The sequence below is a fragment of the Hydrogenophaga sp. R2 genome (assembly GCF_049843595.1).
Taxonomy (GTDB): domain Bacteria; phylum Pseudomonadota; class Gammaproteobacteria; order Burkholderiales; family Burkholderiaceae_C; genus Hydrogenophaga.
On the sequence record NZ_JBBHZN010000001.1, the window covers coordinates 1001153 to 1025802 of the forward strand.

Here is a 24650-nt window from a genome sequence, read left to right on the forward strand (position 1 = left end):
ACGGCCTGACCGGCCCAGGACGCACGCTGCATGACCCCTACCCTGCCCCGCCGTCTGGATCCTTCGCAGCAGGAACGCCTGCACGACGTGGCCACCACCCGCGTCATCGAGGCCGGCGCCCTGGCCCTGCACCCGCCCGGCACCCTGATGGACCGCGCCGGCCACTCGGTGGCGCGGCTGCTGCGGGCGTGGCAGCCACAGGCCCGGCACATCGATGTGGTCTGCGGACCGGGCCACAACGGCGGCGACGGGCTGGTGGCTGCAGCTGCGCTGCAGCGGCATCTGCAGTCGCTGGGCCAGGGTCGTGTCAGGGCATGGCTGCTGCAGGCGCCAGGACGCTCCCTGCCCGCCGATGCCGCCGATGCGCTGCAACAGGCACAGGCCGCCGGGGTCGACCTGCGACCGCTGCCCGAAGCACCGGACGGGTCCGCCCCCTGGGGGCAGGACGCCGACGTGCTGATCGACGCGCTGCTGGGCATCGGTGCCCGCGCGCTGGAACCCGGACCCCTGGCCTCTGCCGCCTGGTCGCTGGCCGCCGACCCCCGCCCGGTGCTGTGCATCGACCTGCCCTCCGGGCTGGACGCCGACACCGGGCGCTGGGACGGGCCCGCACGAACCCGGCGTGCCGCACGGGTCACGCTGTCGATGCTCACGCTCAAGCCCGGTCTGCTCACCGGCCACGGGCGCGACCTGGCCGGTGAGGTCTGGCTCGACGACCTGGGCGTGGCCATTCCCGACGACGCGCCGGTGGCGGCCCGCTGGGGCGGCTTCGACATGCCCCACGACGACAAGTCCGACCACCCGCACACCGCCCACAAGGGCAGCTATGGGGACGTGGCGGTCCTGCCGGGACAGTCGCTGGCCGGCACCGGTCAGGGCATGGCGGGAGCAGCGGTGCTGGCAGCACGGGCCGCGCTGCATGGCGGCGCCGGCCGGGTCTACCTGGGGGTGCCGGCAACGCCTGCCGCGCCCGAGTGGGACCCGATGCAGCCCGAGCTGATGCTGCGCCACGCTCCCGCCCTGCTGGATCCGGAGCTGCTGGCCAGCCTGACCGTGGTGGCCGGCTGTGGCGGGGGGGCGACCGTCTCCGACGGGCTGGCGACCGTGCTGGCGCACGCGGCGCGGCTGGTGCTGGACGCCGACGGCCTGAATGCCGTGGCCCGGGATCCGGCTCTGCGGGAGGCCCTGCAGCGCCGTGGGTGGATGCGTACCGTCATCACGCCGCACCCGCTGGAAGCGGCCCGTCTGCTGGGCTGCAGCACCGCCGATGTGATGTCGGACCGGCTGGGCGCCGCCAGCGGGCTGGCGCAGCGCCTGCAGGTGGTGTGCGTGCTCAAGGGTGCCGGCACCGTGGTGGCCACCCCGCAGGACCGGCCCTGGATCAATGCCAGCGGCAATGCGCGCCTGGCCACGGCAGGCACCGGCGATGTGCTGGCAGGCATGGTGGCTGCGGCCATCGCGCGGCAGCCCGAGGCGGTGACCCGGCAGGTCTGCCGCGCGGTGCATGCACACGGGGCCATCGCCGATGCGTGGGATCCGAGCCAGGGCACGCTCACGGCGGCCGCCCTGGCCCGCAGCGTCAGCCCGGTCTGAGGGGCCCGGCGGGCTTCAGCCCACCACCATCAGGCCGACCTGCAGCAGCACGATCAGCAGCAGGACCGACAGGTCCACGCCCCCCACCAGCGGCACCACGTTGCGGATGGGGCGCAGCAGCGGTGCCAGCAGGCGGTCCAGCATGCCCATGACCGGCGAGTGCGGCTGCACCCAGCTCAGCACGGCGTAGACGATGAGGAGCAGCATCAGCCCCTGCAGCACGGTGCGCAGCAGGAAGACACCGGACATCAGCGGCACAGCCGCCAGCCAGTCGGCCTGCTGGAACGCCATGGCGCCCTGCACCAGCAGCAAGCTCAGGATGGCATGCAGCAGGGCCAGCAGTTCGGCCGAGACCAGGCTGCCCCAGTCGATGCGGGACTGGGCCAGGGCGCGCGGCAACACCCGGCGCACGGGCTTGACGATCCAGTCGGTGATGGCCATGACGAAACGCCCGGGCTGCACCGACATCTGCACCCTTTGCAGATTCATCCAGGCCCGCAGGAGGGCGGCGGCCACCAGAAAGAAGAACAGGGTGTCGAGCAGGAACAGAACGATGCGCATGGGCGTGAGTGTAGGTCGCGGGGCGATCAGCCCCGGCGGCCCTTGCGGGATTTCCCGTTGCCGCCGGTCTTGGCGGCCTTCTTGCTGGCGGCCTTGCGCACCGCCGTCTTCATGTCGGTGATGGGCGCCTTGTCGGCACGGCGCGCCTTGCGCTCCCGCGCACCGGATGCCTCGGCGCCCGCTTTCTCGCGCATGGCGCGCCCCACCAGGTCGTCGTCGGGCGTGACCAGGCGGAAGTCGATGCGGCGACCATCCAGGTCGACCCGGCTGACCTGCACGTCCACCCGCGTGCCCAGGGCATAGCGGATGCCGGTGCGCTCGCCGCGCAGCTCCTGGCGGGCCTCGTCGAACCGGAAGTACTCGCCCCCCAGCTCGGTGATGTGCACCAGGCCTTCCACATACATGGCGTCGAGCGTGACAAAAAGGCCGAAGCTGGTGACCGAACTCACCACGCCGCTGAACTCTTCGCCCAGGTGCTCGCGCATGTACTTGCACTTGAGCCAGGCCTCCACGTCGCGGCTGGCCTCGTCGGCACGGCGCTCGTTGGCGCTGCAGTGCAGGCCGGCGGCCTGCCAGGCCAGGGTGTCGGCCGGCAGCTTGCGCGGCGGCACATCGGAGGGGCGCGCGCGGCTGGCCAGCCGCTTGCTGAGCTTGGCATGGGCCTCGCCCGGCGTGGGCAGGGCCGGCAGCTGGTAGCGCCGTTGCGTCAGGATGGCCTTGATGACGCGGTGCACCAGCAGGTCCGGGTAACGGCGGATAGGGCTGGTGAAGTGGGTGTAGGCCTCGAACGCCAGGCCGAAGTGCCCGCTGTTGACCGGGGTGTAGATGGCCTGCTGCATGGAGCGAAGCAGCATGGTGTGGATCTGCTGGGCCTCGGGCCGGTCCTTGGTGGCCGCCGCGATCTGCTGGAACTCCATGGGCTTGGGGTTGTCGGTGATCGTCTGCTGCACCCCCATGGCCTTGAGGTAGTTGCGCAGGATTTCCTGCTTCTCGGGTGTGGGGCCTTCGTGCACGCGGAACAGCCCGGTGTGCTTGCCCTGCTCGATGAACTCGGCCGAGCACACGTTGGCCGCCAGCATGGCCTCCTCGATCAGCTTGTGGGCATCGTTGCGGGTTCGCGGCACGATGCGTTCGATGCGGCCGGATTCGTCGCACACGATCTGGGTTTCCACCGTCTCGAAGTCCACCGCACCACGCGCCTGGCGGGCCTGCAGCAGCGCCCGGTACACATCGTGCAGGTTCAGCAGGTACGGCACCAGCGGCTTGCGGGCCTGTGCCTCGGGGCCTCGCGTGTTCTGCAGGATGGACGCCACCTCGGTGTAGGTGAAGCGCGCATGGCTGAACATGACCGCCGGGTAGAACTGGTAGGCGTGGATCTCGCCCTTGGCGTTGATGAGCATGTCGCACACCATGCACAGCCGCTCCACCCCGGGGTTGAGCGAGCACAGGCCGTTGGACAGCTTCTCCGGCAGCATGGGGATCACCCGGCGCGGGAAATACACCGAGGTGGCGCGGTCGTAGGCGTCCACGTCGATGGCCGAACCGGTCTCCACATAGTGGCTCACATCGGCAATGGCCACCAGCAGGCGCCAGCCCTTGCCGCGCCCGACCTTGGCCGGCTCGCAGTAGACGGCGTCGTCGAAATCGCGGGCGTCCTCGCCGTCGATGGTCACGAGCGGCACGTCGCGCAGATCGACGCGGTGCTGGAGGTCGGCAGCGCGCACATGGTCGGGCAGCGCACGCGCCTGGGCCAGCGCAGCCTCGGAGAAGGCGTGCGGCACGCCGTACTTGCGCACCGCGATCTCGATCTCCATGCCGGGGTCATCGATCTCGCCCAGCACCTCCTTGATGCGGCCCACCGGCTGGCCGTACAGGGCCGGCGGCTCGGTGAGTTCGACCACCACCACCTGACCCGGCTTGGCCGAGCCGGTGGCCCCCTTGGGAATCAGCACGTCCTGGCCGTAACGCTTGTCCTCCGGCGCCACCAGCCACACGCCGCTTTCCTGCAGCAGGCGGCCGATGATGGGCGCGTCAGACCGCTCCAGGATCTCGGTGACGCGTCCTTCCGGACGGCCCTTGCGGTCCAGCCGCACGATGCGGGCCTTGACGCGGTCCTTGTGCAGCACCGCGCGCATTTCGTTGGAAGGGAGATAGATGTCGGCCTGTCCATCGTCCCTGATCACGAAGCCGTGTCCATCGCGATGACCCGAGACGACGCCTTCGAATTCGGCCAGCAGGCTGTTTTTTTCGTTCACTGTTTTGTCGATCAATTTTTTGATGCTATACTTGCGGTCTTCCTGAGATGCCCAGGTGGCGGAATTGGTAGACGCACTAGTTTCAGGTACTAGCGCCGAGAGGCGTGGAGGTTCGAGTCCTCTCTTGGGCACCAATCATAAAGGCCAGCAAACGCAAGTTTGCTGGCCTTTTTCTTTGCCGTGATGACAGCGCACACAGCGCAGCCACACACGGCAACGCCCATGCGGACCACAGGTCCGGCATGGGCGCACAGGCGGTCCGTCAAATCGGGACCGCCAGCAGGTCGTGCCCTTCGGCGGCCACCACGCGGGCCCGCGTGAACTCGCCCACCTTCAGGGTCTTGCTGATCTTCTCGGGCGGCAGCAGCCGCACGACACCATCGATCTCGGGCGCGTCCGCGTAGCTGCGGCCCACACCGCCCTTCTTGCCCAGGCCCGGGGCCGAGTCCACCAGCACCTGCAGGGTGGCACCGACCCGACGGCGCAGACGCTCGGCCGACACGCCCTCGGCCACGGCCATGAAACGGGCACGGCGCTCCTCGCGCATGGCATCGGGCACCGGATCGGCCAGGGCATTGGCGGCTGCGCCTTCCACCGGCGAGTACGCAAAGCAGCCGGCGCGGTCGATCTGCGCCTCGCGCACGAAGTCGAGCAGGTGCTGGAACTCGGCTTCGGTCTCGCCCGGAAAACCGGCGATGAAGGTGCTGCGCACCACGATCTCGGGACAGATCTCGCGCCACCGGGCGATGCGCTCCAGGTTGCGTTCGCCGCTGGCCGGACGCTTCATGCGCCTGAGCACATCGGGATGGCTGTGCTGCAGCGGCACGTCCAGGTACGGCAGCACCAGGCCTTCGGCCATGAGCGGGATGATGTCGTCCACGTGCGGGTACGGATACACATAGTGCAGCCGCACCCAGGCACCAAAGGGTTTGGCGAGTTCGCCCAGCGTGCGCACCAGATCGAACATCTTCGTCTTGACCGGCTTGCCGTCCCAGAAGCCGGTGCGGTACTGCACGTCCACCCCGTAGGCCGAGGTGTCCTGGCTCACCACCAGCAGTTCCTTCACGCCGGCCTCGAACAGCTTGCGGGCTTCGGTGAGCACATCGCCGATGGGTCGGCTCACCAGATCGCCCCGCATGCTGGGGATGATGCAGAAGGTGCAGCGGTGGTTGCAGCCTTCGCTGATCTTGAGGTAGGCGTAGTGGCGTGGCGTGAGCTTGATGCCTTGTGGCGGCACCAGATCCACGAACGGGTCGTGCGGCTTGGGCAGGTGGGTGTGCACCGCCTCCATCACCTCGTGCGTGGCGTGCGGGCCGGTGACGGCCAGCACGCTGGGGTGCATCTGGCGCACCAGGTTGCCGCCGCCCTCGCCTTCGCGCGCGCCCAGGCAGCCGGTGACGATGACCTTGCCGTTCTCGGCCAGCGCCTCGCCGATGGTGTCCAGGCTTTCGCGCACCGCGTCGTCGATGAATCCGCAGGTGTTGACGATCACCAGGTCGGCGCCGGCAAAGGTCTTGGAGGTCTGGTAACCCTCGGCGCTGAGTTGCGTGAGGATGAGTTCGGAATCGGTCAGGGCCTTGGGGCAGCCCAGGCTCACGAAACCGACCTTGGGCACGGAGGCGCCCGGTGTCTGAAGGGATTCGCTCATGGGCCCGATTGTCTCAGACCCATGCCGGCGGATGGTTCAGCGCTTGAGGCCGAAGGCCGCCAGCATCTGCTCGCTGTTCTTCTGCATCTGCTCCTGCATCTGCGCGAAGGCACTGCGCGACTGCTCCATGTAAGTGCCCATCATGCCCTGCATCATGGGCGACTGGGCATTCATGAACTGCTTCCAGGCCTCCGGGTTCATGCCGGACGACTGCTCGGCCATCTTGTGCTGCAGGTCCATGAAGATCTGGACGTTCTTCTCCAGGTAAGAGCCCATGAAGTCCTGCATGGCATGGCCATAGAACCGGATGATGTTGGCCAGCACCTGCTCGGTGAAGATGGGCACACCGGCCGTTTCTTCCTCCAGGATGATCTGCAGCAGGATGCTGCGGGTCAGGTCTTCGTTGGTCTTGGCGTCCCGCACGACAAATCGCTCGCTGTCCATGACCAGTGCCTTGACCTCTGCCAGCGTGATGTAGGACGAGGTGTCGGTGTCGTACAGCCGGCGATTGGGGTACTTCTTGATCACCCGCACCGATTCGGCGGGGCGGGCGGTGTCGGCCTTGGATTTGTGCACTGGGAACTTTCAGAGCGGGAACACAATGGCAGCGGGGCCATCTCGGAGAGCTTCGGAATTCTAGAAACCCCGCCCCGGGAGTGTGCATGGGTTTTCCCTGTGCAACAACGAGGCCCTCGGACCGAAAGGACCGGGACGTCCCCCAGCTCCGGGACAAGGCCCGACAAGACAGGGTTCCAGCAGCGGGCGTGTGTGGCCGCCGCCAAAAAAGAAACAGGGCCTGGCGATGCCGCCAGGCCCTGTGGATTCCACATCGGTGTGTGGTAGGCGCGATTGGACTCGAACCAACGACCCCCACCATGTCAAGGTGGTGCTCTAACCAGCTGAGCTACGCGCCTGAAATCGTTGCAAGCCTCGCAGTATAGCACGCACAAGCACGCTCACTTGCGGCGCACCATCCGCACCCCGGGCACGTCGCTGACCACGGCCATGGCACGGGCCACCTGCCGGGCATCGGTCACCTCGATGGTGAAGGTCATCCAGGCGATGTCGCGCACGGTCTGGGTCTGCACGCCGATCACGTTCATCTTTTCGCGGGCGAACACGTCGGAGATGTCGCGCAGCAGGCCCTGGCGGTCCAGCGCCTCGATGCCCACATCCACCGGATACACCGTGGGCTTGCCGTCGCGGCCGGACGATCCCTGGCCGCTCCATTCCACGGCGATCACGCGGTCCGGTGCCTTGCGGCACAGGTGCTGGTAATCGGAGCAGTCGCTGCGGTGCACGCTCACGCCCTTGCCCCGGGTGATGAAGCCGCCGATGTCGTCCGGGGGCGCCGGCTTGCAGCACTTGGCCAGCTGCGTCATGAGCGACTCCACGCCGACCACCAGCACCCGGCCGGCATCACCACCGGCCTGGCGGCGCGGCTTGCGCACCCAGCTGCTGGCAGCCTCCGGCGCCGCCTGGGGTTCCACAGGGCGAAGGTGGGTCTCGATGGCGCGCAGCGACAGCTCGTCCTTGCCCACCTGCTCGAACAGCTCCTGCGCCGAGGCCAGGCCCAGCGCGGTGGCCAGATCGTCGAACTTGAGCGCCGTGCGGCCCTCGCGCTGCAGCAGTTTCTCCACCGCATCGCGACCACGGGCGGTGGTCTCCTGCAGGGCCAGCGCATTGAACCAGGCCCGCACCTTGGCCTTGGCGCGATGGCTCACCAGGTAACCGAGTTCCGGATTCAGCCAGTCGCGCGACGGACCGCCTTCCTTGGCCGCGGTGATCTCCACCGTCTGCCCGTTCTGCAGCGGCGTGTTGAGCGTGACCATGGCGCCGTCCACCCGCGCGCCCCGGCAGCGGTGCCCCAGGTTGGTGTGCACCGTGTAGGCAAAGTCCACCGGTGTGGCGCCCTGCGGCAGCTCCACGATGGCGGCGTCCGGCGTGAGCACATAGATGCGGTCGTCGAACAGCCCCGGGGCCGCACCGCTGAGATCGCGCTCCCAGGCCAGCAGCTGGCGCAGCACCGCGATCTTGGCGTCGTATTCGGAACTGGCCGACACACCCGCATAACCCTTGGCGCCGGCCTCCTTGTAGGCCCAGTGCGCGGCCACGCCGTGCTCGGCATGGTCGTGCATGGCCTGGGTGCGGATCTGGATCTCGAACGCCCTGCCCTGCGCGTCGCGCACCACGGTGTGCAGCGACTGGTAGCCGTTGGGCTTGGGCTTGGCGATGTAGTCGTCGAACTCGTCCGGGACCGGCGTGAAATGGGCGTGCACCCAGGACAGCACCGCATAACAGTCGGCCAGCTGCGGCACGATCACCCGCAGGGCGCGGATGTCGAACACCTGGTCGAAGCCCAGCCCCTTGCCGCGCATCTTCTTGACGATGCTGTAGATGTGCTTGGGCCGGCCCTGCACCGACGCCGATATGCCCTGCTCCAGCAAGGCCAGCTGCAGCTGCTGGCGGGCCTGGTCGACATGGGCCTCGCGCTCGGCCCGTTTTTCGTCGAGCAGGCGGGCCACGTCCTTGTAGGTCTGGGGCTCCAGGAAACGGAAGGCCAGGTCCTCCATCTCCCACTTGATCTGCCAGATGCCCAGCCGGTTGGCCAGCGGCGCAAACACGTGCAGCGACTCGCTGGCCAGGGCCTGACCCGGATCGAGCTTGCTGGCCGCGTGGTGGCGCAGCGTCTGCAGGCGCGAGGCCAGCCGCAGCATGACCACCCGCAGATCGCGCGAGAAGGCCAGCAGCATCTTGCGCACGTTCTCGGTCTGGCCGGCGGTGAGCCCGGTGGCCGAGGCCTTGCCGCCGGCCGCGTCGGCCTGCTGCTCGGTGGCACGCTGACGGGCCTGCCGCTGCAGCTGCACCAGCTTGGTGGTCTCCACCGCCAGCGCCGCGAAGTGTTCACCGAATGCCTTGGCGATCACCTCCTGCGGCCGGTTGAGGTGCTGGCACGCATACACCAGGTACACCGCCGCCTGCATGGCCTCGGAACCGCCGATGTCGGCCAGGATGCGGGCCACGGCGTCGGCGTGGGCAAGGGTGTTCTCGCCGGTGTCCAGCGTCTCGCCCGAGAGCAATGGCTCGGCGAAGGCGCGGGAACGTTGCAGGGCCTGGTCGCCCGAGGGCAGGCTCGCCGCCGTGGCCGCGACGATGGCCGATGCGGCAGCGGGGGCCTCGTTCGGCCCAGTGGGTGCAGCGCGTTTCATGGCCGGGAGATCAGTCGGCCAGCAGGAAATCGCGCACCACCGCCACCTGGTCCGGACTCACCAGGGTGGGCGCATGCCCCACCCCCGGCCAGGTGACCACCCGGGGACGCGGTCCGCGCTGCGCCATGGCCTGCGCGGTGGCGGCCGACAGCAGATCGGAGTCGGCGCCGCGCAGCAGCAGCGTCGGGCAGGTGATGGCGTCGAACAGCGACCACAGCAACGCCTCACCGGCCTGGGCCGATGCCTGGGCGGCCTGGGCATCGGCCGCCATCTGCCGGAAGGGTGCAGCAATGGCGGGGTCGTAGTGCAGCCACCAGCGGCCGTCCCGCTGCCGCAGCATGGGGCGCGACAAGGCTGCCCATTGCTCGGGCGTGTGCGGGCCGAAGCCGGTGGAGATGGTCGCCAGGTAATCGATGGCCTGCTGCTCGGTGTCGAACGAGGGGTTGGTGCCCACGTAGCTGCCGATGCGCTGCAACGCCTCCCACTGGATGGCCGGACCCACATCGTTGAGCACCAGCCGGCGGATGCCCAGGCCGGGCTGCGCCGCCAGTGCCATGCCGATCAGGCCGCCCATGCTGGTGCCGACCCAGTCGATGCGCGCATCCGGCCGCTGCTGGCGCAGCGCCATGAGCAGCTGGGCGATGTCGGTGGCGTAGGTGGGCACCTGGTAGCCCGCCGGATCGGCCAGCCGGTCGCTGTGGCCCCGCCCGGCCACGTCGACCGACACCACGCGGGCGTGCGATTGCAGGGCACGCGCCAGCACATCGAAGTCGCGTCCCTGGCGGGACAGGCCATGCACGCACACCACCACGTGGCCGTTGTCGGTGCCGGTGCAGGGCCAGTCCCACCAGGCCATGCGGCGCGGGCCGCCGGGCGTGCCTTCGGGAACAACGACAAGGTGCTGGAGAACGGGTTCGGTCATGGCGTGAGGGTCACCGGAGAGGGTATCGGCGGTCCTTGATAATCGACCGCGAAAAGCTGACCCCCATCGTAAAGGAACAGGAGAACCCCATGCTCGCGCGCAAGACCGCCCTCGTCACCGGATCCACCAGCGGCATCGGCCTTGGCATCGCCAAGGCGCTGGCCCGCCAGGGCGCCAACATCGTCCTCAACGGCTTCGGCGAAGTGGAGGCCGCCAAGGCCGAGATCGCTGCGCTGGGCGTGAAGGTGGCCTACCACGGCGCCGACATGAGCAAGCCGGCCGAGATCGAGGACCTCATGGCCTTCGCCGCCCGCGAGTTCGGTCGCGTGGACGTGCTGGTCAACAACGCCGGCATCCAGCATGTGGCCAAGGTGGAGAACTTCCCGGTGGAGCGCTGGGACGCCATCATCGCCATCAACCTCAGCAGCGCCTTCCACACCACGCGCCTGGCCCTGCCGGCCATGCGTGAGGCCAACTGGGGCCGCATCATCAACATCGCTTCCGTCCACGGGCTGGTGGCGTCGGCCGAAAAGTCGGCCTATGTGGCGGCCAAGCACGGCATCGTGGGCCTGACCAAGGTCACCGCCCTGGAGACCGCCACCACCGGCGTGACCTGCAATGCCATCTGCCCGGGCTGGGTGCTGACGCCGCTGGTGCAGAAACAGGTGGATGCCCGCGCCGCCGCGCTGGGCGTGAGCAACGAGGAAGCCACTCGGCTGCTGCTGGGCGAGAAGGAGCCCTCGATGCAGTTCACCACGCCGGACGAGCTGGGCGAACTGGCGGTGTTCCTGTGCGGTCCGGCCTCCGCCAATGTGCGCGGCGTGGCCTGGAACATGGACGGCGGCTGGGCCGCCCAGTAAGCCGCGCGGAATCAACGGACGGTGATGGAGCCCGACACGGTGACCGACACCGTGTCGGTGCCGGCTTCCACCGGCAATGGCGCATCGGCCATGGCGGCCTTGGCTTCCATGGCCATCATGCGCGGCATGGGTCGGGCGCCCTCGTCGGTGGACGAGATGCTCACCGCGCCCAGCGTGTAGCTGCTGAAGCCGAAGGCCTTGGTCACTTCTGCCGCACGGGCCCGGAAGCGTTCGATGGCCTGGGCCTGCACCTCCGATTCAAGCTGGCGGCGCGCCTCGCGCGAGAGCGAGAAACCCATGCTGTTGACGGTGAGCGTGGGCAGCTTGCCGGCGGTGGCGGTGATCAGCGCCACGTCACGCCCCTCCAGCACCACCTCGGCCGATCCCTGCCAGCCGTTGATCTTGCCGTCGCGGCCGTAGCGGGGCGACACCCCGAAGGCGCCGCTGCGCACCTCCATCTGCCGGCTGCGGGCCTGGGCCCGGGCGGTGGTGAGTGCCGCGTCGATGGCGGCCTTGAGCTGGTTCTGCACCGTGGCAGCGTCGGCGCCCTCGCGGGTCAGGCCCATGCGCACGGTCAGCCAGTCCTGCGGCGCCTCCACATGGCCGCTGGCGCTCAGGCTGATCTGCTGCTGCACCGGCGCAGCCTGCGCCCAGGCCGGCGCTTGCGTCAGGGCAAAGAAGGCAAGGAAAGCGGAAACGACGACTCGGTTCATGCAGGCTTTCAGGGTTTGAGGCGGAACTCGATGGTGCCATGGTGGCGCAGCTGCTCCCGCATGCGCTGACGCTCTTCGAGCGACAGCCGATAGGGCTGGAAGGGCTCGCTGCCGTTGTCGGCCGACTGCCTGAGCGAATCGCGCAGGCGGGGCGTCGGCCGGGTCTCGACCGGGGCATCGGTCTCGACCACGGGCGGGCTCAGGGGCACGACCATGCCGGCATCGTTTGGAGTGCCGGTGGCCATACCGGGCGGGTTGGCGGCCTCCGCAGCGTTGCGGTCGCCGTTGGCCCAGGCCAGGTGCAGGGGCAGGGCCAGAAGGCCGGCGCCCATCCATGCGGTTGCTTTCATCGTGGTTGCCTTGCAGGGTGTGACGGGGCATTGTGCGAGGCGATCCGTTGACACTGGAGGGTGTACCCGCAACTTCTGTAACAGCCTGTCAGGAAAACAAAATCCCATTGCTGACAAGCACTTGGCGCTGCCATACTCGCGTTTGTTACATTTTCGAGAGCCACCGAATGCCCACTTCCAACACCCGCCCCAACAAGGTTCTGGTCGTCGACGACGACGTCCGCATCCGCGATCTGCTGCGCCGTTACCTCATGCAGGAAGGCTTCGAGGTCATGCTGGCCGAAGACGGCAAGGCGTTGAACCGGGTGCTGCAGCGCGACTCGGTGGACCTGATCGTGCTGGACCTCATGATGCCCGGCGAGGACGGCTTGTCGATCTGCCGGCGGCTGCGCGCCAACGGCGACCGCACCCCCATCATCATGCTCACCGCCAAGAGCGAGGACGTGGACCGCATCGTGGGCCTGGAGGTGGGTGCCGACGACTACCTGGGCAAGCCCTTCAACCCGCGCGAGTTGCTGGCCCGCATCCACGCCGTGCTGCGCCGCCGCCCGCCCACCGAGGTGCCCGGCGCCCCGTCGCAGGACCAGGAAGTGGTCAAGTTCGGTCCGTTCGAGTTCGACCTGAGCCTGCGCACCCTGCGCAAGGACGGCGCCGACCTGCCCCTGACCACCGGCGAGTTCGCCATGCTCAAGGCCCTGGTGCGCCACCCGCGCCAGCCGCTGTCGCGCGAGAAGCTGGCCCAGCTGGCCCGTGGCCGCGAGTTCGAGCCCTTCGACCGCAGCCTGGACGTGCAGGTGTCGCGCCTGCGCAAGCTGATCGAGGAAGACGCCACCTCGCCGCGCTACCTGCAGACGGTGTGGGGCGTGGGCTATGTGTTCGTGCCGGACGGCAACGCCTGATGAGCTTCGAATCGCGCATCTCGTTCGAGTCGTCGGAGACCGGCAACCTCGAGACGGCGCCGGCGCCGCTGGAGGTGCGTCCCACGCGGGGGGTGAGCCTGTTCTGGCGCACCTTCTTCTTCCTCACGCTGCTGCTGATCGGCTGCATCGTGGCCTGGCTGCAGACCTTCCGCGCGCTCGAATACGAGCCGCGCGCGCTGCAGAGTGCCCAGCAGCTGGCCTCGCTGGTCAACCTCAGCCGGGCGGCGCTGGTGCACTCCGACTCGATCGCCCGGGTCTCGCTGGTCAAGACACTGGCCACCGAGGAAGGCCTGAACATTGCCCCGCGCGAACCCACCGACACCTTCGAGCTGCACGACTCCGACCCGCTCAGCCGCAGCGTGGCCGACCGCCTGAAGGCCCGCCTGGGGCCCGACACCGTGGTGGCCCGCGAGGTCAACGGCAAGCCCGGTCTGTGGGTGGGCTTCAGCATCGACGGCGACCCGTACTGGCTGCTCACCGACCCGTCCCGCGTGGGGCCGGTGGCCGGCACCACCTGGCTGATCTGGCTGGCCACCGCCGCCCTGCTCTCGCTGACCGGCGCGGCGCTGATCGCCCGGCTGATCAACCGGCCGCTGAAGATGCTGTCGTTCGCTGCCAGCCGCGTACGCGAAGGCGATTTCAATGCCAGCCAGCTCAGCGAGGCCGTGGCCACCAGCGAGATCCGCGAGGTCAACATCGGCTTCAACCGCATGGCCCAGCGGCTGTCCAAGATCGAGCAGGACCGCGCCTTGATGCTGGCCGGCATCTCGCACGACCTGCGCACGCCGCTGGCCCGGCTGCGCCTGGAAACCGAGATGAGCGTGGCCGATCCCTCGGCGCGCGAACACATGGCGGCCGACATCGACCAGGTCAACGCCATCATCGACAAGTTCCTCGACTACGCCCGACCCGACCACATCCAGCTGCAGGAGGTGAGCCTGAACCAGGTGGTGGAAGCCGCCGTGTTCTCGCTGGGTCAGAACGAGGGGCAGGTGGTCAACATCAACATCCCGGCGGACACCCGCGTCATGGGCGACCCGGTGGAGCTGCAACGGGTGTTCACCAACCTGGTGGAAAACGCCCAGCGCTACGGCCGCAACCCGGTGACCGGCGTGCTGCAGATCGATATTGCCGCCAAGCCCATGGACGACGCGGTGCTGGTCAAGCTGCGGGACCATGGCAAAGGTGTGCCGGCCGACCAGCTGGCCCAGCTGACCCAGCCCTTCTACCGGGGCGACACCTCGCGCACCTCGGCCACCGGCACCGGCCTGGGCCTGGCCATCGTGGAGCGGGCCGTGGCCCGCATGGGCGGCCGCTTTGCGCTGGCCAACAGCAGCACCGGCGGCCTGGCCGCGCACATGAAGCTGGTCAAGGCGCCCAGCTGAAGCGTCCCCGGGTCAGGCGGCTGTCAGCAGCGCCACGGCCCGGGCCTCGATGGACAGCCCCTGCCCCACCGGGCCCAGCCGCTCCGCCGTCTTGGCCTTGACGTTGACGCGGCCGGCATCCAGACCCAGGGCCTGGGCAATGCGCTCGACCATGGCCGGGATGTGCGGCGCCAGCTTGGGTGCCTGGGCCACGATGGTGCTGTCCACGTTCACGATCTCGAAGCCCGCCGCCCGCACCCGGCGCGCGGCCTCGGTCAGCAGCACCACCGAATCGGCGCCCTTGAATTCCGGATCGGTGTCGGGGAAATGCCGGCCGATGTCGCCCAGCGCCGCCGCACCCAGCAGGGCGTCGGTGATGGCGTGCAGCAGGGCATCGGCATCCGAATGGCCCAGCAGGCCATGGGTGTGGGGCACGGTGATGCCCCCCAGCACCAGCGGGCGGCCGGGCACCAGGGCATGGGTGTCCCAGCCCTCGCCCACACGCATCGACAACCAGGGGTTCATGAGCGGCTCCTGAGCACGGCCTCGGCCAGTGCGAAATCTTCGGGGTAGGTGATCTTGATGTTGCGGGCCGAACCCGGCACCAGCAGCGGGTGGTGACCGGCCTGCTCCATGGCACTGGCCTCGTCGGTGATGCCGGCAAAACCGTCGGCCTGCCGGGCCTGCAGGGCGTCGATGAGCGCCCCCAGGCGGAACATTTGCGGCGTCTGCGCCAGCCACTTGTCGCTGCGGTCCACCGTGGCGCTCACCCGGCCGCCCACGCTGGCCTTGAGGGTGTCGGGCAGCGGCAGTGCCAGCAGGCCGCCCACCGCATCGGGCAGGCAGGCGTCGATCAGGGCATCGATGGCCGAGGGCTCCACCAGGCAGCGGGCGGCGTCGTGCACCAGCACCCAGTCGGTGTCGGGCACGCCGCGCTCGCGCAGGGCCAGCAGGCCGTTGAAGACGCTGCCGGCGCGGGTGGCAGCGCCACGCTCCACCACCTCGGTGCGGGCCGGCAAGGTGCCCGACCAGCCGGGCCAGAACGCATCACCCGGCTGCACCACCACCACGCGGGACGAAATCCGGTCCACCCGGGCCAAGGCCTGCAGGGTGTGCAGCACCAGCGGCTGGCCGGCCAGCATCTGGTACTGCTTGGGGATGGCCGTGCCGGCGCGCGAACCGCTGCCCGCGCAGGGCAGCACCGCATGGCAGGCCGGGGAGCCGTGGTCGGGATTGGGATGGGCAGGGTCGGTCATGAAGACGGCCATTCTAAAATCCACCCATCACACCCCCTGCGGACCGCGCAGGGGGTGTTTGTCTTGCACGGCCGCCGGCACCAGCCGGCCCTCATCCATGGACCTGCCCAAACTCTCCCCCGGCAAACGCCACACCCTGCCCCACCCCGGCGGGTCGGCCGACGCCTTGCTGCTGGCGCAGCTGGCCACGCGTGAACGTTCTGCATCGCGCCTGACCGCCATCGTCACCGCCGATGCCAACGATGCCCAGCGCCTGATCGACGAACTGGCCTTCTTTGCACCCGATCTGCGCGTCACCCTGTTCCCCGACTGGGAAACCCTGCCCTACGACACCTTCTCGCCGCACCAGGACCTGATCAGCGAACGGCTGGCCACGCTGTGGCGCATTTCCCAGCGCGACCACGAAGCCGGCGCCGACGTGGTGCTGGTGCCCGCCACCACCGCGCTGTACCGGCTGGCCCCGCCGTCCTTCCTGGCGGGCTACACCTTCGAGTTCAAGGTCCGGCAGAAGCTGGACGAGGCGCGGCTGAAGGCCCAGCTCACCCTGGCGGGCTACAACCATGTCACCCAGGTGGTGAGCCCGGGCGAGTACGCGGTGCGCGGCGGCCTGATCGACCTCTTTCCCATGGGCAGCCCGGTGCCGTACCGGGTGGACCTGTTCGACGACGAGATCGACAGCATCCGCACCTTCGACCCCGACAGCCAGCGCAGCCTGTACCCGGTGCCCGAGGTGCGGCTGCTGCCCGGCCGCGAGTTCCCCATGGACGACGCGGCCCGCGCCCTGTTCCGCAGCCGCTGGCGCGAGCTGCTGGAGGGCGACCCGACCAAGAGCCGCATCTACAAGGACATCGGCAACGGCGTGGCCACGGCCGGCATCGAGTACTACCTGCCGCTGTTCTTTGAAGAGACCGCCACCGTGTTCGACTACCTGGGCGAACAGGCCACGGTGGTGCTGCACGGCGATCTGGAGCCGGCCTTCCAGCGTTTCTGGCAGGACACCCGCGACCGCCACCGCCTGCTGCAGGGCGACCCGGACCGTCCGGTGCTGCCGCCCGAGGCGCTGTTCCTGCAGGCCGAGCAGTTCTACACCCTGGCCAACCAGCACGCCCAGCTGGCCCTGCGCCCCGGCGTGGGCGACGTGACCCACAGCGCCTTCGTGCAGACCCTGCCCACGCTGTCGGTGGTGCGTGGTGCCGAAGACCCGCTGGCCCACCTGCAGGCCCACCTGCGGGCCAGCCCGAACCGCCTGCTGCTGCTGGCCGAGAGCGATGGCCGCCGCGAGAGCCTGCTCGACTTCATCCGCGCCAGCGGCCTGAACCCGCCGGTGTTCGACTCTCTGGCCGAGTTCCAGGCCAGCGACGAGAAGGTCGGCATGGCCACCGCCGCGCTGAACGCCGGTTTTGCGTGGGTGGAAGGCGGCATCGATTTCGTCACCGAGACCGAGCTGTTCTCGGCCGGCCCCACCACCCGCCGCCGCCGCAAGCAGGAACAGGTCAGCGATGTCGAGGCCCTCATCAAGGACCTCTCCGAGCTCAATGTGGGCGACCCGGTGGTGCACACCCAGCACGGCATCGGCCGCTACCGGGGCCTGGTCAACCTGGACATGGGCGAGAAGAACGCCGACGGCACGCCCGCGCTGCAGGAGTTCCTGCACCTGGAATACGCCGACAAGGCCGTGCTGTACGTGCCGGTGAGCCAGCTGCAGCTGATCGGCCGCTACACCGGCGTGAGTGCCGACGAGGCCCCGCTGCACAAGCTGGGCAGCGGCCAGTGGGAGAAGGCCCGCCGCAAGGCCGCCGAACAGGTGCGCGACGCCGCGGCCGAGCTGCTCAACATCTATGCCCGCCGCGCCGCGCGCCAGGGCCACCCGTTCCGCTACTCGCCGCAGGACTACGAGACCTTCGCCAACGACTTCGGCTTCGACGAGACGGCCGACCAGCGCGCCGCCATCCACGCCGTCATCCAGGACATGATCAGCCCGCGCCCCATGGACCGCCTGGTCTGCGGCGATGTGGGCTTCGGCAAGACCGAGGTCGCCCTGCGGGCCGCCTTCGTGGCCGTGACCGGGGGCAAGCAGGTGGCGTTCCTGGCGCCCACCACGCTGCTGGCCGAGCAGCACTACCAGACCCTGGTGGACCGCTTCTCCAAGTGGCCGGTGAAGGTGGCCGAGATGAGCCGCTTCCGCACCCAGAAGGAGATCACCGCCGCCATGAAGGGCATCGCCGACGGCTCGGTGGACATCGTGGTGGGCACGCACAAGCTGCTGAGCGAGAAGACCCAGTTCAAGAACCTGGGCCTGCTCATCATCGACGAGGAGCACCGCTTCGGCGTGCGCCACAAAGAGGCCATGAAGGCCCTGCGCGCCGAGGTGGACGTGCTCACCCTCACCGCCACGCCCATTCCCCGCACGCTGGGCATGGCGCTGGAAGGCCTGCGCGACCTCAGCGTGATCGCCACCGCGCCGCAACGCCGGCTGGCCATCAAGACCTTCGTGCGCAACGAGGGCCAGGGCGTCATCCGCGAGGCGGTGCTGCGCGAGCTCAAGCGCGGCGGGCAGGTCTACTTCCTGCACAACGAGGTGGAGACCATCGAGAACCGCAAGCAGAAGCTCGAAGAGTTCCTGCCCGAGGCGCGCATTGCCGTGGCCCATGGCCAGATGCCCGAACGCGACCTGGAGCGCGTCATGCGCGACTTCGTGGCCCAGCGTTTCAACGTGCTGCTGTGCTCGACCATCATCGAGACCGGCATCGACGTGCCCACCGCCAACACCATCGTCATCAGCCGTGCCGACAAGTTCGGCCTGGCCCAGCTGCACCAGCTGCGCGGCCGCGTGGGCCGCAGCCACCACCAGGCCTATGCCTACTTGCTGGTGCCCGAGATCGAGAGCCTGACCAAGCAGGCCCAGCAGCGGCTGGACGCTATCCAGCAGATGGAAGAACTGGGCAGCGGCTTCTACCTGGCCATGCACGACCTGGAAATCCGCGGCGCCGGCGAGGTGCTGGGCGAGAACCAGAGCGGCAACATGCTGGAGGTGGGCTTCCAGCTCTACAACGAGATGCTGTCGGAGGCCGTGCGGTCCCTGAAGGCCGGCAAGGAGCCCGACCTGCTGAGCCCGCTGTCGGTCACCACCGACATCAACCTGCACGCCCCCGCCCTGCTGCCCAACGACTACTGCGGCGACGTGCACCTGCGCCTGTCGTTCTACAAGAAGCTGGCCACCGCCAGGACCACCGACCAGGTGGACGCGCTGCTGGAGGAGATCGTCGACCGCTTCGGCAAACTGCCGCCGCAGGCCCAGACGCTGATCGACGTGCACCGCCTGCGCGTGCTCAGCGCGCCCTACGGCGTGGTGAAGGTGGACGCGGCACCCGGGGTGACGAACATCACCTTCCGGCCCAACCCGCCCATCGAGCCGATGCGCATCATCGAGCTCATCCAGAAGAACAAGCACATCAAGCTGGCCGGCAACGAGAAGCTGCGCATCGAGAAGGCCCTGCCCGAGGTGAAAGACCGCGTGCAGCTGGTGCGCGACGTGCTGCGCTCGCTCGGCCAACCCATCAAGTCCGCTGAAACCATCTGACCATGACCACTGCCCACACCGTTGCCCCCGGCCTCACCGTGCGCGGCTTCACGCCGCCGTTGAAGCTGTCCGACTTCAAGCTGATCGCCTTCGACATGGACTCCACGCTCATCAACATCGAGTGCGTGGACGAGATTGCCGACGCCGTGGGCCGCAAGGCCGAGGTGGCGGCCATCACCGAAGCCGCCATGCGCGGCGAGATCACCGACTACAAGGACAGCCTGCGCCGCCGCGTGGCCCTGCTGCGCGGCGTGACCGTGGCCGACATGGAGCGCGTGCTGACCGAGCGCCTGCAGCTCAACCCCGGCGCACAGTCCCTGGTGCAGGCCTGCAAGGCCGCCGGGCTGAAGGTGCTGCTGGTGTCCGGCGGGTTCACCTACTTTGCCAACGTGGTGCGCGACCGGCTGGGCATCGACTTTGTGCGGGCCAACGTGCTGGAGATCGCCAGCGGCCCGAACTGCGGCGAGCTCACCGGCCGCATGGTCGATCAGCCCTGGGGCGACATCTGCGACGGAGCCGAGAAACGCCGCACCGTGCTGGAAGTGGCCTCGCTGCTGGGCATCGAGTCTTCGCAGTGCATTGCCATGGGCGACGGCGCCAACGACCTGCCGATGATGGGCGTGGCCGGCCTGTCGGTGGCCTACCACGCCAAGCCCGCCGTGCGCGAGCAGGCCATGGTGTCCATCGAACAGGGCGGCCTGGACCGCCTGCTGGAAGTGCTGCGCTGAACGCGCCTGTGAAGGCCGGCGGGTCAGCCGCCGGCGCGGCGCACCGTGTGGCCGGCCTTCTGCAGCCAGGCCATGACCCGCTCCACATGGTCGCCCTGGATCTCGATCACCCCGTCCTTCACCGTGCCGCCGGTGCCGCACACCGCCTTGAGCTGCTTGCCCAGCGCGGCCAGCGGCTCGGGCAGCAACAGCACGCCGCGCACCACGGTCACGGTCTTGCCACCGCGCCCCGCCGTGGCGCGCGAGACCCGCACGATGCCATCGCCCTGCGGCACCGCAGGCTGCCCGCAACGGCAGGCGGCCAGGGGCTGGCGACATTCGGGGCACATGCGACCGGCCTCGGTGGAATACACCAGGCCACCGGATGACGAAGCTTTTTTCATGGCCGGCATGGTAGCCGGCCGCATACTGGTGGGTCACTCCGCCTTGACCGCATGAACTTCTCCACCCTGGGGCTGATGCCCTCGCTGGCCGACAGCGCCCGCGCCCTCCGCTTCGAGGCACCCACCCCCATCCAGCAAGCCGCCCTGCCATCCGCGCTGGCCGGGCAGGACCTGCTGGCCACCGCCCCCACCGGCTCCGGCAAGACCGCCGCCTTTGCCTTGCCGCTGCTGCAGCGCCTGCTCTCCACCCCGGTGCCGCAGCGCCGCACCCGCGCCCTGGTGCTGGTGCCCACGCGCGAGCTGGCCGCCCAGGTGGGCGAGGTGCTGCGGGCGCTGACCCAGCCGCTGAATGCCGGGCAACGCACCGCCGTGCTGTTCGGTGGCGTGTCCATCAACCCTCAACTCATGGGACTGCGTGGCGGGGCCGATGTGGTGGTGGCCACCCCCGGCCGCCTGCTGGACGTGGTGCGCCACAACGCCCTGCGGCTGGACGCGGTGCAGACCCTGGTGCTGGACGAGGCCGACCGCCTGCTCGATCTGGGCTTTGCCACTGAGCTCGACGAGGTGCTGGCCCTGCTGCCGGCCCAGCGACAGACGCTCATGTTCTCGGCCACCTTCGACGAGCGCATCCGCACCCTGGCCGAACGCCTGCTGCACCAGCCCCATCGCATCGACCTGCCCGCCGAAGGTGCCGACGCGCCCCCGGTGCTGCAACGCGCCATTGCGGTCGACAGCACCCGCCGCACCGCCTTGCTCAGGCACCTGCTCGACACCCTGCAGCCCGACCGCGCCCTGGTGTTCGTGGCCAGCCAGCATGCGGCCGACCATGTGGCCGCCAAGCTCAACAAGCAAGACCGCTACGCCACCCCGTTCCACGGCGGTCTGAGCCAGGGCGCGCGGCAGGAGGTGCTGGCCGAGTTCCGGCAGAAGCGCTGGGACGTGGTGGTCACCACCGACCTGGCCTCGCGCGGCCTGGACATCGAAGACATGCCCCTGGTGGTCAACTACGACCTGCCCCGCTCCGCCGACGACCATGTGCACCGCATCGGCCGCACCGGCCGCGCCGGCCGCAGCGGCCAGGCCATCAGCTTCGTCACCGCCGCTGCGCTGGCGCAGTGGAACCTGATCCAGAAACGCCAGGGCATGAGCCTGCCGCTGGAAGTGCTGCCCGGCTTCGAGCCTCAGGAGAGCCCGCCCGAACCCGGCCCGGGCCATGGCGGCATCAAGGGCCAGCGCCCGAGCAAGAAGGACAAGCTGCGGGCCGCCGCAGCTGCGGCAGCCGCTGCGGCGGGCGGCACCCCTCCCGTCAAACCACCCGGTCGCTGATCACCTGAGTGGTGGGGCGGCTGCCCGCAAACGAAGGGCGCTGCTCCATGCGGTCGCTGAACGCGGCCAGGTCGGGGTACCGCTGCGGCCAGTCCAGGTGCGGCCAGCGCACCTTCAGGTAACCCAGCAGCGTGCCGGTGGCCACGTCGGCCAGCGTGAAACGGTCACCCACGCAGAACTCGCGATCACCCACCCCACGGGCCAGCTCGCGCAGGGCACCGTCCACCTTGCGGCGCTGCCGGTCGATCCAGGGCTGGCTTCGGTGGTCTTCCGGGCGGGCGTTCTCGAACAGCTGCAGGATGAGCGCGTCACACGCGCCATCGCAGATGACCTCGATGCGCTTGACCGCAAAGCGCGCATCCATGTCGGCCGGCATCAGCGAAGGTTCGGGGTGCTTCGCCTCGATCCACTCGTTGATCAGCCGCGACTCGAACACGCTGCTGCCGTCCGGGCAGATCAGCACCGGCAGCTTTTCCAGCGGATTCCAGCGCGGCGTCTGGGTGTCGCTGTTCCACGGCACCTCGGTGATGAGCTCGAACGGAATGCCCTTCTCGGCCAGCTGGATGCGCACCTTGCGCGCATACGGACTGGGCCGGGCACTGAGCAACTGGTACATGGGCAGCCTCCACAACAACAAGCCCGCAGTGTCCGGGGCCGGCAACCGGCCGGCCATTGCCGAGCGGTCAAGGGAGGCTTGCGGGGGCGGCAAAGCAGGTGGCTTCGCTGCCCACAGCGGCGCTCAGCACTGCGTCGGGCGCCATCTCGTCGTCCAGCCCCGACATCACCACACCGGCCAGCGCCGCCACGCGCACCGAGCCCGCGCATCTGCAGCGCCATGTCGGTGTCGACGCCCTGCCCCAGCACGCGGGGCAGCAGCCGCGCCAACGCCTCGATTTCCCAGGCCGCCTCCAGGCACGCGGGTTGGCCGGCGTCGGAGAGGCAGACGCAACCCTGGTCAGGGTGGCGAACCAGCGAGGGGGTTGGGGATGGCACAGGCGTGCCGGGGTTGAACTCGGGCATGGTCGAGGCTCCGTGCAAATACCCGCGCTTTCAGGTGGGGGCTGCAACCTCTTGTCCGACGGTGTTTTGAAGCACCGGGCCTTGCGGCCTGGGCGGGATCTTGCGCGACGGGTCTGTGGTGAATGCTGGCGCCAGTCTGTACGGAAGGGGCCATTTGTCGATCGGAAACCATATTTAAAGACGTTTTCTACAAAATCTTGTAGATTATTGGCCTTCACAGCCACTCATCCCCCCCTTCTTGCGCATCGTGCCACCATGCTGCACCGCTACGCCTTCTCCAACTTTCAAAGCTTTCGCGATCCGGTCGAGGTGAGCTTCCGGCTCAACCGCAAGGTACCGGCCGTGGGCTGGGAAGCCGTGTCCGCCGGTGGCCATCGCTTGAGCACGGCGACTGCGGTGTTGGGCGCCAACGGTTCGGGCAAGACGGCCCTGATCAAGCCGGTGGTCTTTCTGGCCTGGTTCATGCGGCATTCGTTTGGTGCCCCGGTGGATGCGCCCATTCCGGTCGCGCCGCACTTTGCGGCGACCGATCAGCCTACCGAGTTCGATATCGAAGCCGAAGACGCCGACGGCCAGCTCTGGCGCTACGTGTTGCGGCTCACGCCGCAGCGGGTGCTGCACGAGGCGCTGTACCGGCATCGGGTCAAAGGCTTCAGCTATGTGTTCGTGCGGGACTGGGATGCGGTTGCGCAGCAGTACCAGGTCAAGCAACAGGACTTCGGCATGCCGGCTTCCGAAGCCGTGAAGGTGCGGCCCAACGCGTCGCTGGTGGCCACGGCGGCCCAGTACGGTGTGGAACAGGCGTTGCAACTGACCCGACTGCACTTGCAGACCAATGTGCAGGCCACTGGCCGTCGGGGCTTTCACGCCGACCGCGACCTGCCCGAGGTGGCGCAGCACTTTGCCACCAACGCGGCCCAGCGGGACCAGATGGTGGCTTTGCTCAAGGCCTGGGACCTGGGCCTGAGCGATGTGCAGTTGCGCGAATTCAGCGTGCAGCAGGCGGGCGAGGAGCCGCGCAAGGTGTGGCTGCCGTTTGGCGTGCACACCGACCGGGACCAGCACGCCCACGAGCTGTCCCTCTTCGACGAATCCAGCGGCACGCAGAGCGCCTTCGTGCTGTTGGGCCGACTGCTGCCGGCACTGGCCCATGGCGGGCTGGTCGTGATCGACGAATTCGAGAACGATCTGCATCCCCACATGCTGGAGCCCATCCTCGATCTCTTCGCGCACGAGCAGACCAATCCGCACAGGGCTCAGATCCTGTTCACCTGCCACGCGGTGGAGGTGCTGCATGTCCTGCACAAGTCCCAGGTGATGCTGGTGGAGAAGAATGACGCCTGCGAGAGCGCTGCGTGGCGGATGGACGCCGTTCAAGGCATCCGCAACGACGACAACTTTCACGCCAAGTACATGGCGGGCGCTTACGGCGCGGTGCCGCGTCTCTGATGAACCGACTCGTCGGAGCCGGCTTGCGTGCCCAGCGCAAGACCGCCCTTCTGGTGGGAGAAGGTCTGGCCGAGCAGGCGTTTCTGAACCACATCAAGTCCATCTATGTGGTGCGTGGCAGCAAGCAGGTCAGTGTGAAAACCGCCAAAGGCAAAGGCGGTGCACATGTGCTGGAGCACACCCATCGGCAAAGTCTGCAAGCGGCCTACGACCAGGTCGGGGCGCTGCTGGACACCGACACCGACTGGGGCGACCTGCAGCGGCAGCGGGCTCGCCGACTGGGCATCGAGATTTTTGAAGCCACGCCCTGCCTCGAAGCATTGCTGCTTCACACGGCGGGTCTGCCGCCGCCAGCCACGACGCCTCATTGCAAGCGGCAATTCCACCAACGGTTCGGATGCGAGGCACATGCCGCTGAGCTGTTCGGTCAGCACTTCTCCAGACCGCTACTGGACTCGGCCCGCCTGCGGGTGGGCACACTGGAACGGCTGATCAGGTTCCTGCAGACCTGAG

21 protein-coding genes and 2 tRNA genes are annotated in these 24650 nt (G+C 68.7%); 10 read left to right on the forward strand and 13 right to left on the reverse strand.

Going from position 1 to position 24650, the window contains the following annotated elements:
* Positions 1-30 precede the first annotated feature (30 nt).
* On the forward strand, positions 31-1593 hold the full coding sequence (locus tag WD026_RS04760) for an NAD(P)H-hydrate dehydratase (RefSeq protein WP_425722493.1): 1563 nt from the start codon (positions 31-33) through the stop codon (positions 1591-1593).
* Positions 1594-1608: 15 nt separating this feature from the next.
* Here WD026_RS04760 and WD026_RS04765 read toward each other — a convergent pair whose 3' ends face one another.
* A complete protein-coding gene (locus tag WD026_RS04765; protein ID WP_425722494.1) occupies positions 1609-2154 on the reverse strand; it encodes a YggT family protein in 546 nt (181 codons plus the stop codon).
* 26 nt (positions 2155-2180) lie between these two features.
* The gene (gene rnr, locus WD026_RS04770) at positions 2181-4409 is read right to left on the reverse strand and encodes a ribonuclease R (protein ID WP_425722495.1); all 2229 of its coding nucleotides are present in this window, start codon (positions 4407-4409) and stop codon (positions 2181-2183) included.
* A 49-nt stretch (positions 4410-4458) separates the two neighbouring features.
* Between rnr and WD026_RS04775 the strand changes: the two genes are divergently transcribed.
* Positions 4459-4543: transfer RNA gene (locus tag WD026_RS04775), tRNA-Leu, on the forward strand.
* A gap of 128 nt (positions 4544-4671) precedes the next feature.
* On the opposite strand, the gene rimO is transcribed toward WD026_RS04775, so the two are convergent.
* The 5 genes from rimO to WD026_RS04800 form a co-directional block, all read right to left on the reverse strand.
* On the reverse strand, positions 4672-6057 hold the full coding sequence (gene rimO / locus WD026_RS04780; RefSeq protein WP_425722496.1) for a 30S ribosomal protein S12 methylthiotransferase RimO: 1386 nt from the start codon (positions 6055-6057) through the stop codon (positions 4672-4674).
* A 36-nt stretch (positions 6058-6093) separates the two neighbouring features.
* On the reverse strand, positions 6094-6633 hold the full coding sequence (phaR, locus tag WD026_RS04785) for a polyhydroxyalkanoate synthesis repressor PhaR (RefSeq protein ID WP_425722497.1): 540 nt from the start codon (positions 6631-6633) through the stop codon (positions 6094-6096).
* Positions 6634-6894: 261 nt separating this feature from the next.
* Positions 6895-6971: transfer RNA gene (locus tag WD026_RS04790), tRNA-Val, on the reverse strand.
* Between the two features lie 42 nt (positions 6972-7013).
* On the reverse strand, positions 7014-9266 hold the full coding sequence (locus tag WD026_RS04795) for a RelA/SpoT family protein (protein WP_425722498.1): 2253 nt from the start codon (positions 9264-9266) through the stop codon (positions 7014-7016).
* Between the two features lie 10 nt (positions 9267-9276).
* Positions 9277-10188 carry an alpha/beta fold hydrolase gene (locus WD026_RS04800; RefSeq protein ID WP_425722499.1) on the reverse strand — a complete coding sequence of 304 codons (912 nt, stop codon included), beginning with the start codon at positions 10186-10188 and terminating at the stop codon, positions 9277-9279.
* An 89-nt stretch (positions 10189-10277) separates the two neighbouring features.
* On the opposite strand from WD026_RS04800, the gene WD026_RS04805 reads away from it, so the two are divergent.
* On the forward strand, positions 10278-11048 hold the full coding sequence (locus tag WD026_RS04805) for a 3-hydroxybutyrate dehydrogenase (protein ID WP_425722500.1): 771 nt from the start codon (positions 10278-10280) through the stop codon (positions 11046-11048).
* 11 nt (positions 11049-11059) lie between these two features.
* Here WD026_RS04805 and WD026_RS04810 read toward each other — a convergent pair whose 3' ends face one another.
* Both WD026_RS04810 and WD026_RS04815 read right to left on the reverse strand, forming a co-directional pair.
* Positions 11060-11761, reverse strand: coding sequence for an SIMPL domain-containing protein (locus WD026_RS04810; RefSeq protein WP_425722501.1), 702 nt, complete (start codon positions 11759-11761; stop codon positions 11060-11062).
* Positions 11762-11769: 8 nt separating this feature from the next.
* Complete coding sequence (locus WD026_RS04815) at positions 11770-12111, reverse strand: hypothetical protein (RefSeq protein ID WP_425722502.1); 342 nt, start codon at positions 12109-12111, stop codon at positions 11770-11772.
* Between the two features lie 167 nt (positions 12112-12278).
* Here WD026_RS04815 and ompR point away from each other — a divergent pair, with 167 nt between their 5' ends.
* Positions 12279-13010, forward strand: a complete 732-nt coding sequence (gene ompR / locus WD026_RS04820; protein ID WP_425722503.1) for a two-component system response regulator OmpR — start codon at positions 12279-12281, stop codon at positions 13008-13010.
* Positions 13010-14416: an ATP-binding protein gene (locus WD026_RS04825; RefSeq protein WP_425722504.1), complete on the forward strand. Its 1407-nt coding sequence runs from the start codon at positions 13010-13012 to the stop codon at positions 14414-14416. Before ompR ends, WD026_RS04825 begins: the two co-directional genes overlap by 1 nt.
* A gap of 12 nt (positions 14417-14428) precedes the next feature.
* On the opposite strand, the gene ispF is transcribed toward WD026_RS04825, so the two are convergent.
* Both ispF and ispD read right to left on the reverse strand, forming a co-directional pair.
* Complete coding sequence (ispF, locus tag WD026_RS04830; protein ID WP_425723203.1) at positions 14429-14908, reverse strand: 2-C-methyl-D-erythritol 2,4-cyclodiphosphate synthase; 480 nt, start codon at positions 14906-14908, stop codon at positions 14429-14431.
* 8 nt (positions 14909-14916) lie between these two features.
* On the reverse strand, positions 14917-15651 hold the full coding sequence (ispD, locus tag WD026_RS04835; RefSeq protein WP_425722505.1) for a 2-C-methyl-D-erythritol 4-phosphate cytidylyltransferase: 735 nt from the start codon (positions 15649-15651) through the stop codon (positions 14917-14919).
* Positions 15652-15748: 97 nt separating this feature from the next.
* Between ispD and mfd the strand changes: the two genes are divergently transcribed.
* Both mfd and serB read left to right on the forward strand, forming a co-directional pair.
* Positions 15749-19231, forward strand: coding sequence for a transcription-repair coupling factor (mfd, locus tag WD026_RS04840; RefSeq protein ID WP_425722506.1), 3483 nt, complete (start codon positions 15749-15751; stop codon positions 19229-19231).
* Positions 19232-19233: 2 nt separating this feature from the next.
* Positions 19234-19959, forward strand: a complete 726-nt coding sequence (gene serB / locus WD026_RS04845) for a phosphoserine phosphatase SerB (RefSeq protein WP_425722507.1) — start codon at positions 19234-19236, stop codon at positions 19957-19959.
* A 23-nt stretch (positions 19960-19982) separates the two neighbouring features.
* Here serB and WD026_RS04850 read toward each other — a convergent pair whose 3' ends face one another.
* Positions 19983-20342 (reverse strand): translation initiation factor Sui1, encoded by a 360-nt coding sequence (locus WD026_RS04850; RefSeq protein WP_425722508.1) that lies wholly within the window; start codon positions 20340-20342, stop codon positions 19983-19985.
* Between the two features lie 51 nt (positions 20343-20393).
* Between WD026_RS04850 and WD026_RS04855 the strand changes: the two genes are divergently transcribed.
* A complete protein-coding gene (locus tag WD026_RS04855; protein ID WP_425722509.1) occupies positions 20394-21668 on the forward strand; it encodes a DEAD/DEAH box helicase in 1275 nt (424 codons plus the stop codon).
* On the opposite strand, the gene WD026_RS04860 is transcribed toward WD026_RS04855, so the two are convergent.
* Positions 21649-22284 (reverse strand): glutathione S-transferase family protein, encoded by a 636-nt coding sequence (locus WD026_RS04860; protein WP_425722510.1) that lies wholly within the window; start codon positions 22282-22284, stop codon positions 21649-21651. The two genes, WD026_RS04855 and WD026_RS04860, sit on opposite strands and share 20 nt — an antisense overlap.
* Before the next feature lie 659 nt (positions 22285-22943).
* On the opposite strand from WD026_RS04860, the gene WD026_RS04865 reads away from it, so the two are divergent.
* Positions 22944-24137 (forward strand): AAA family ATPase, encoded by a 1194-nt coding sequence (locus WD026_RS04865; protein WP_425722511.1) that lies wholly within the window; start codon positions 22944-22946, stop codon positions 24135-24137.
* On the forward strand, positions 24137-24649 hold the full coding sequence (locus WD026_RS04870; RefSeq protein ID WP_425722512.1) for a hypothetical protein: 513 nt from the start codon (positions 24137-24139) through the stop codon (positions 24647-24649). Before WD026_RS04865 ends, WD026_RS04870 begins: the two co-directional genes overlap by 1 nt.
* The last annotated feature ends 1 nt before the right edge of the window (position 24650 follow it).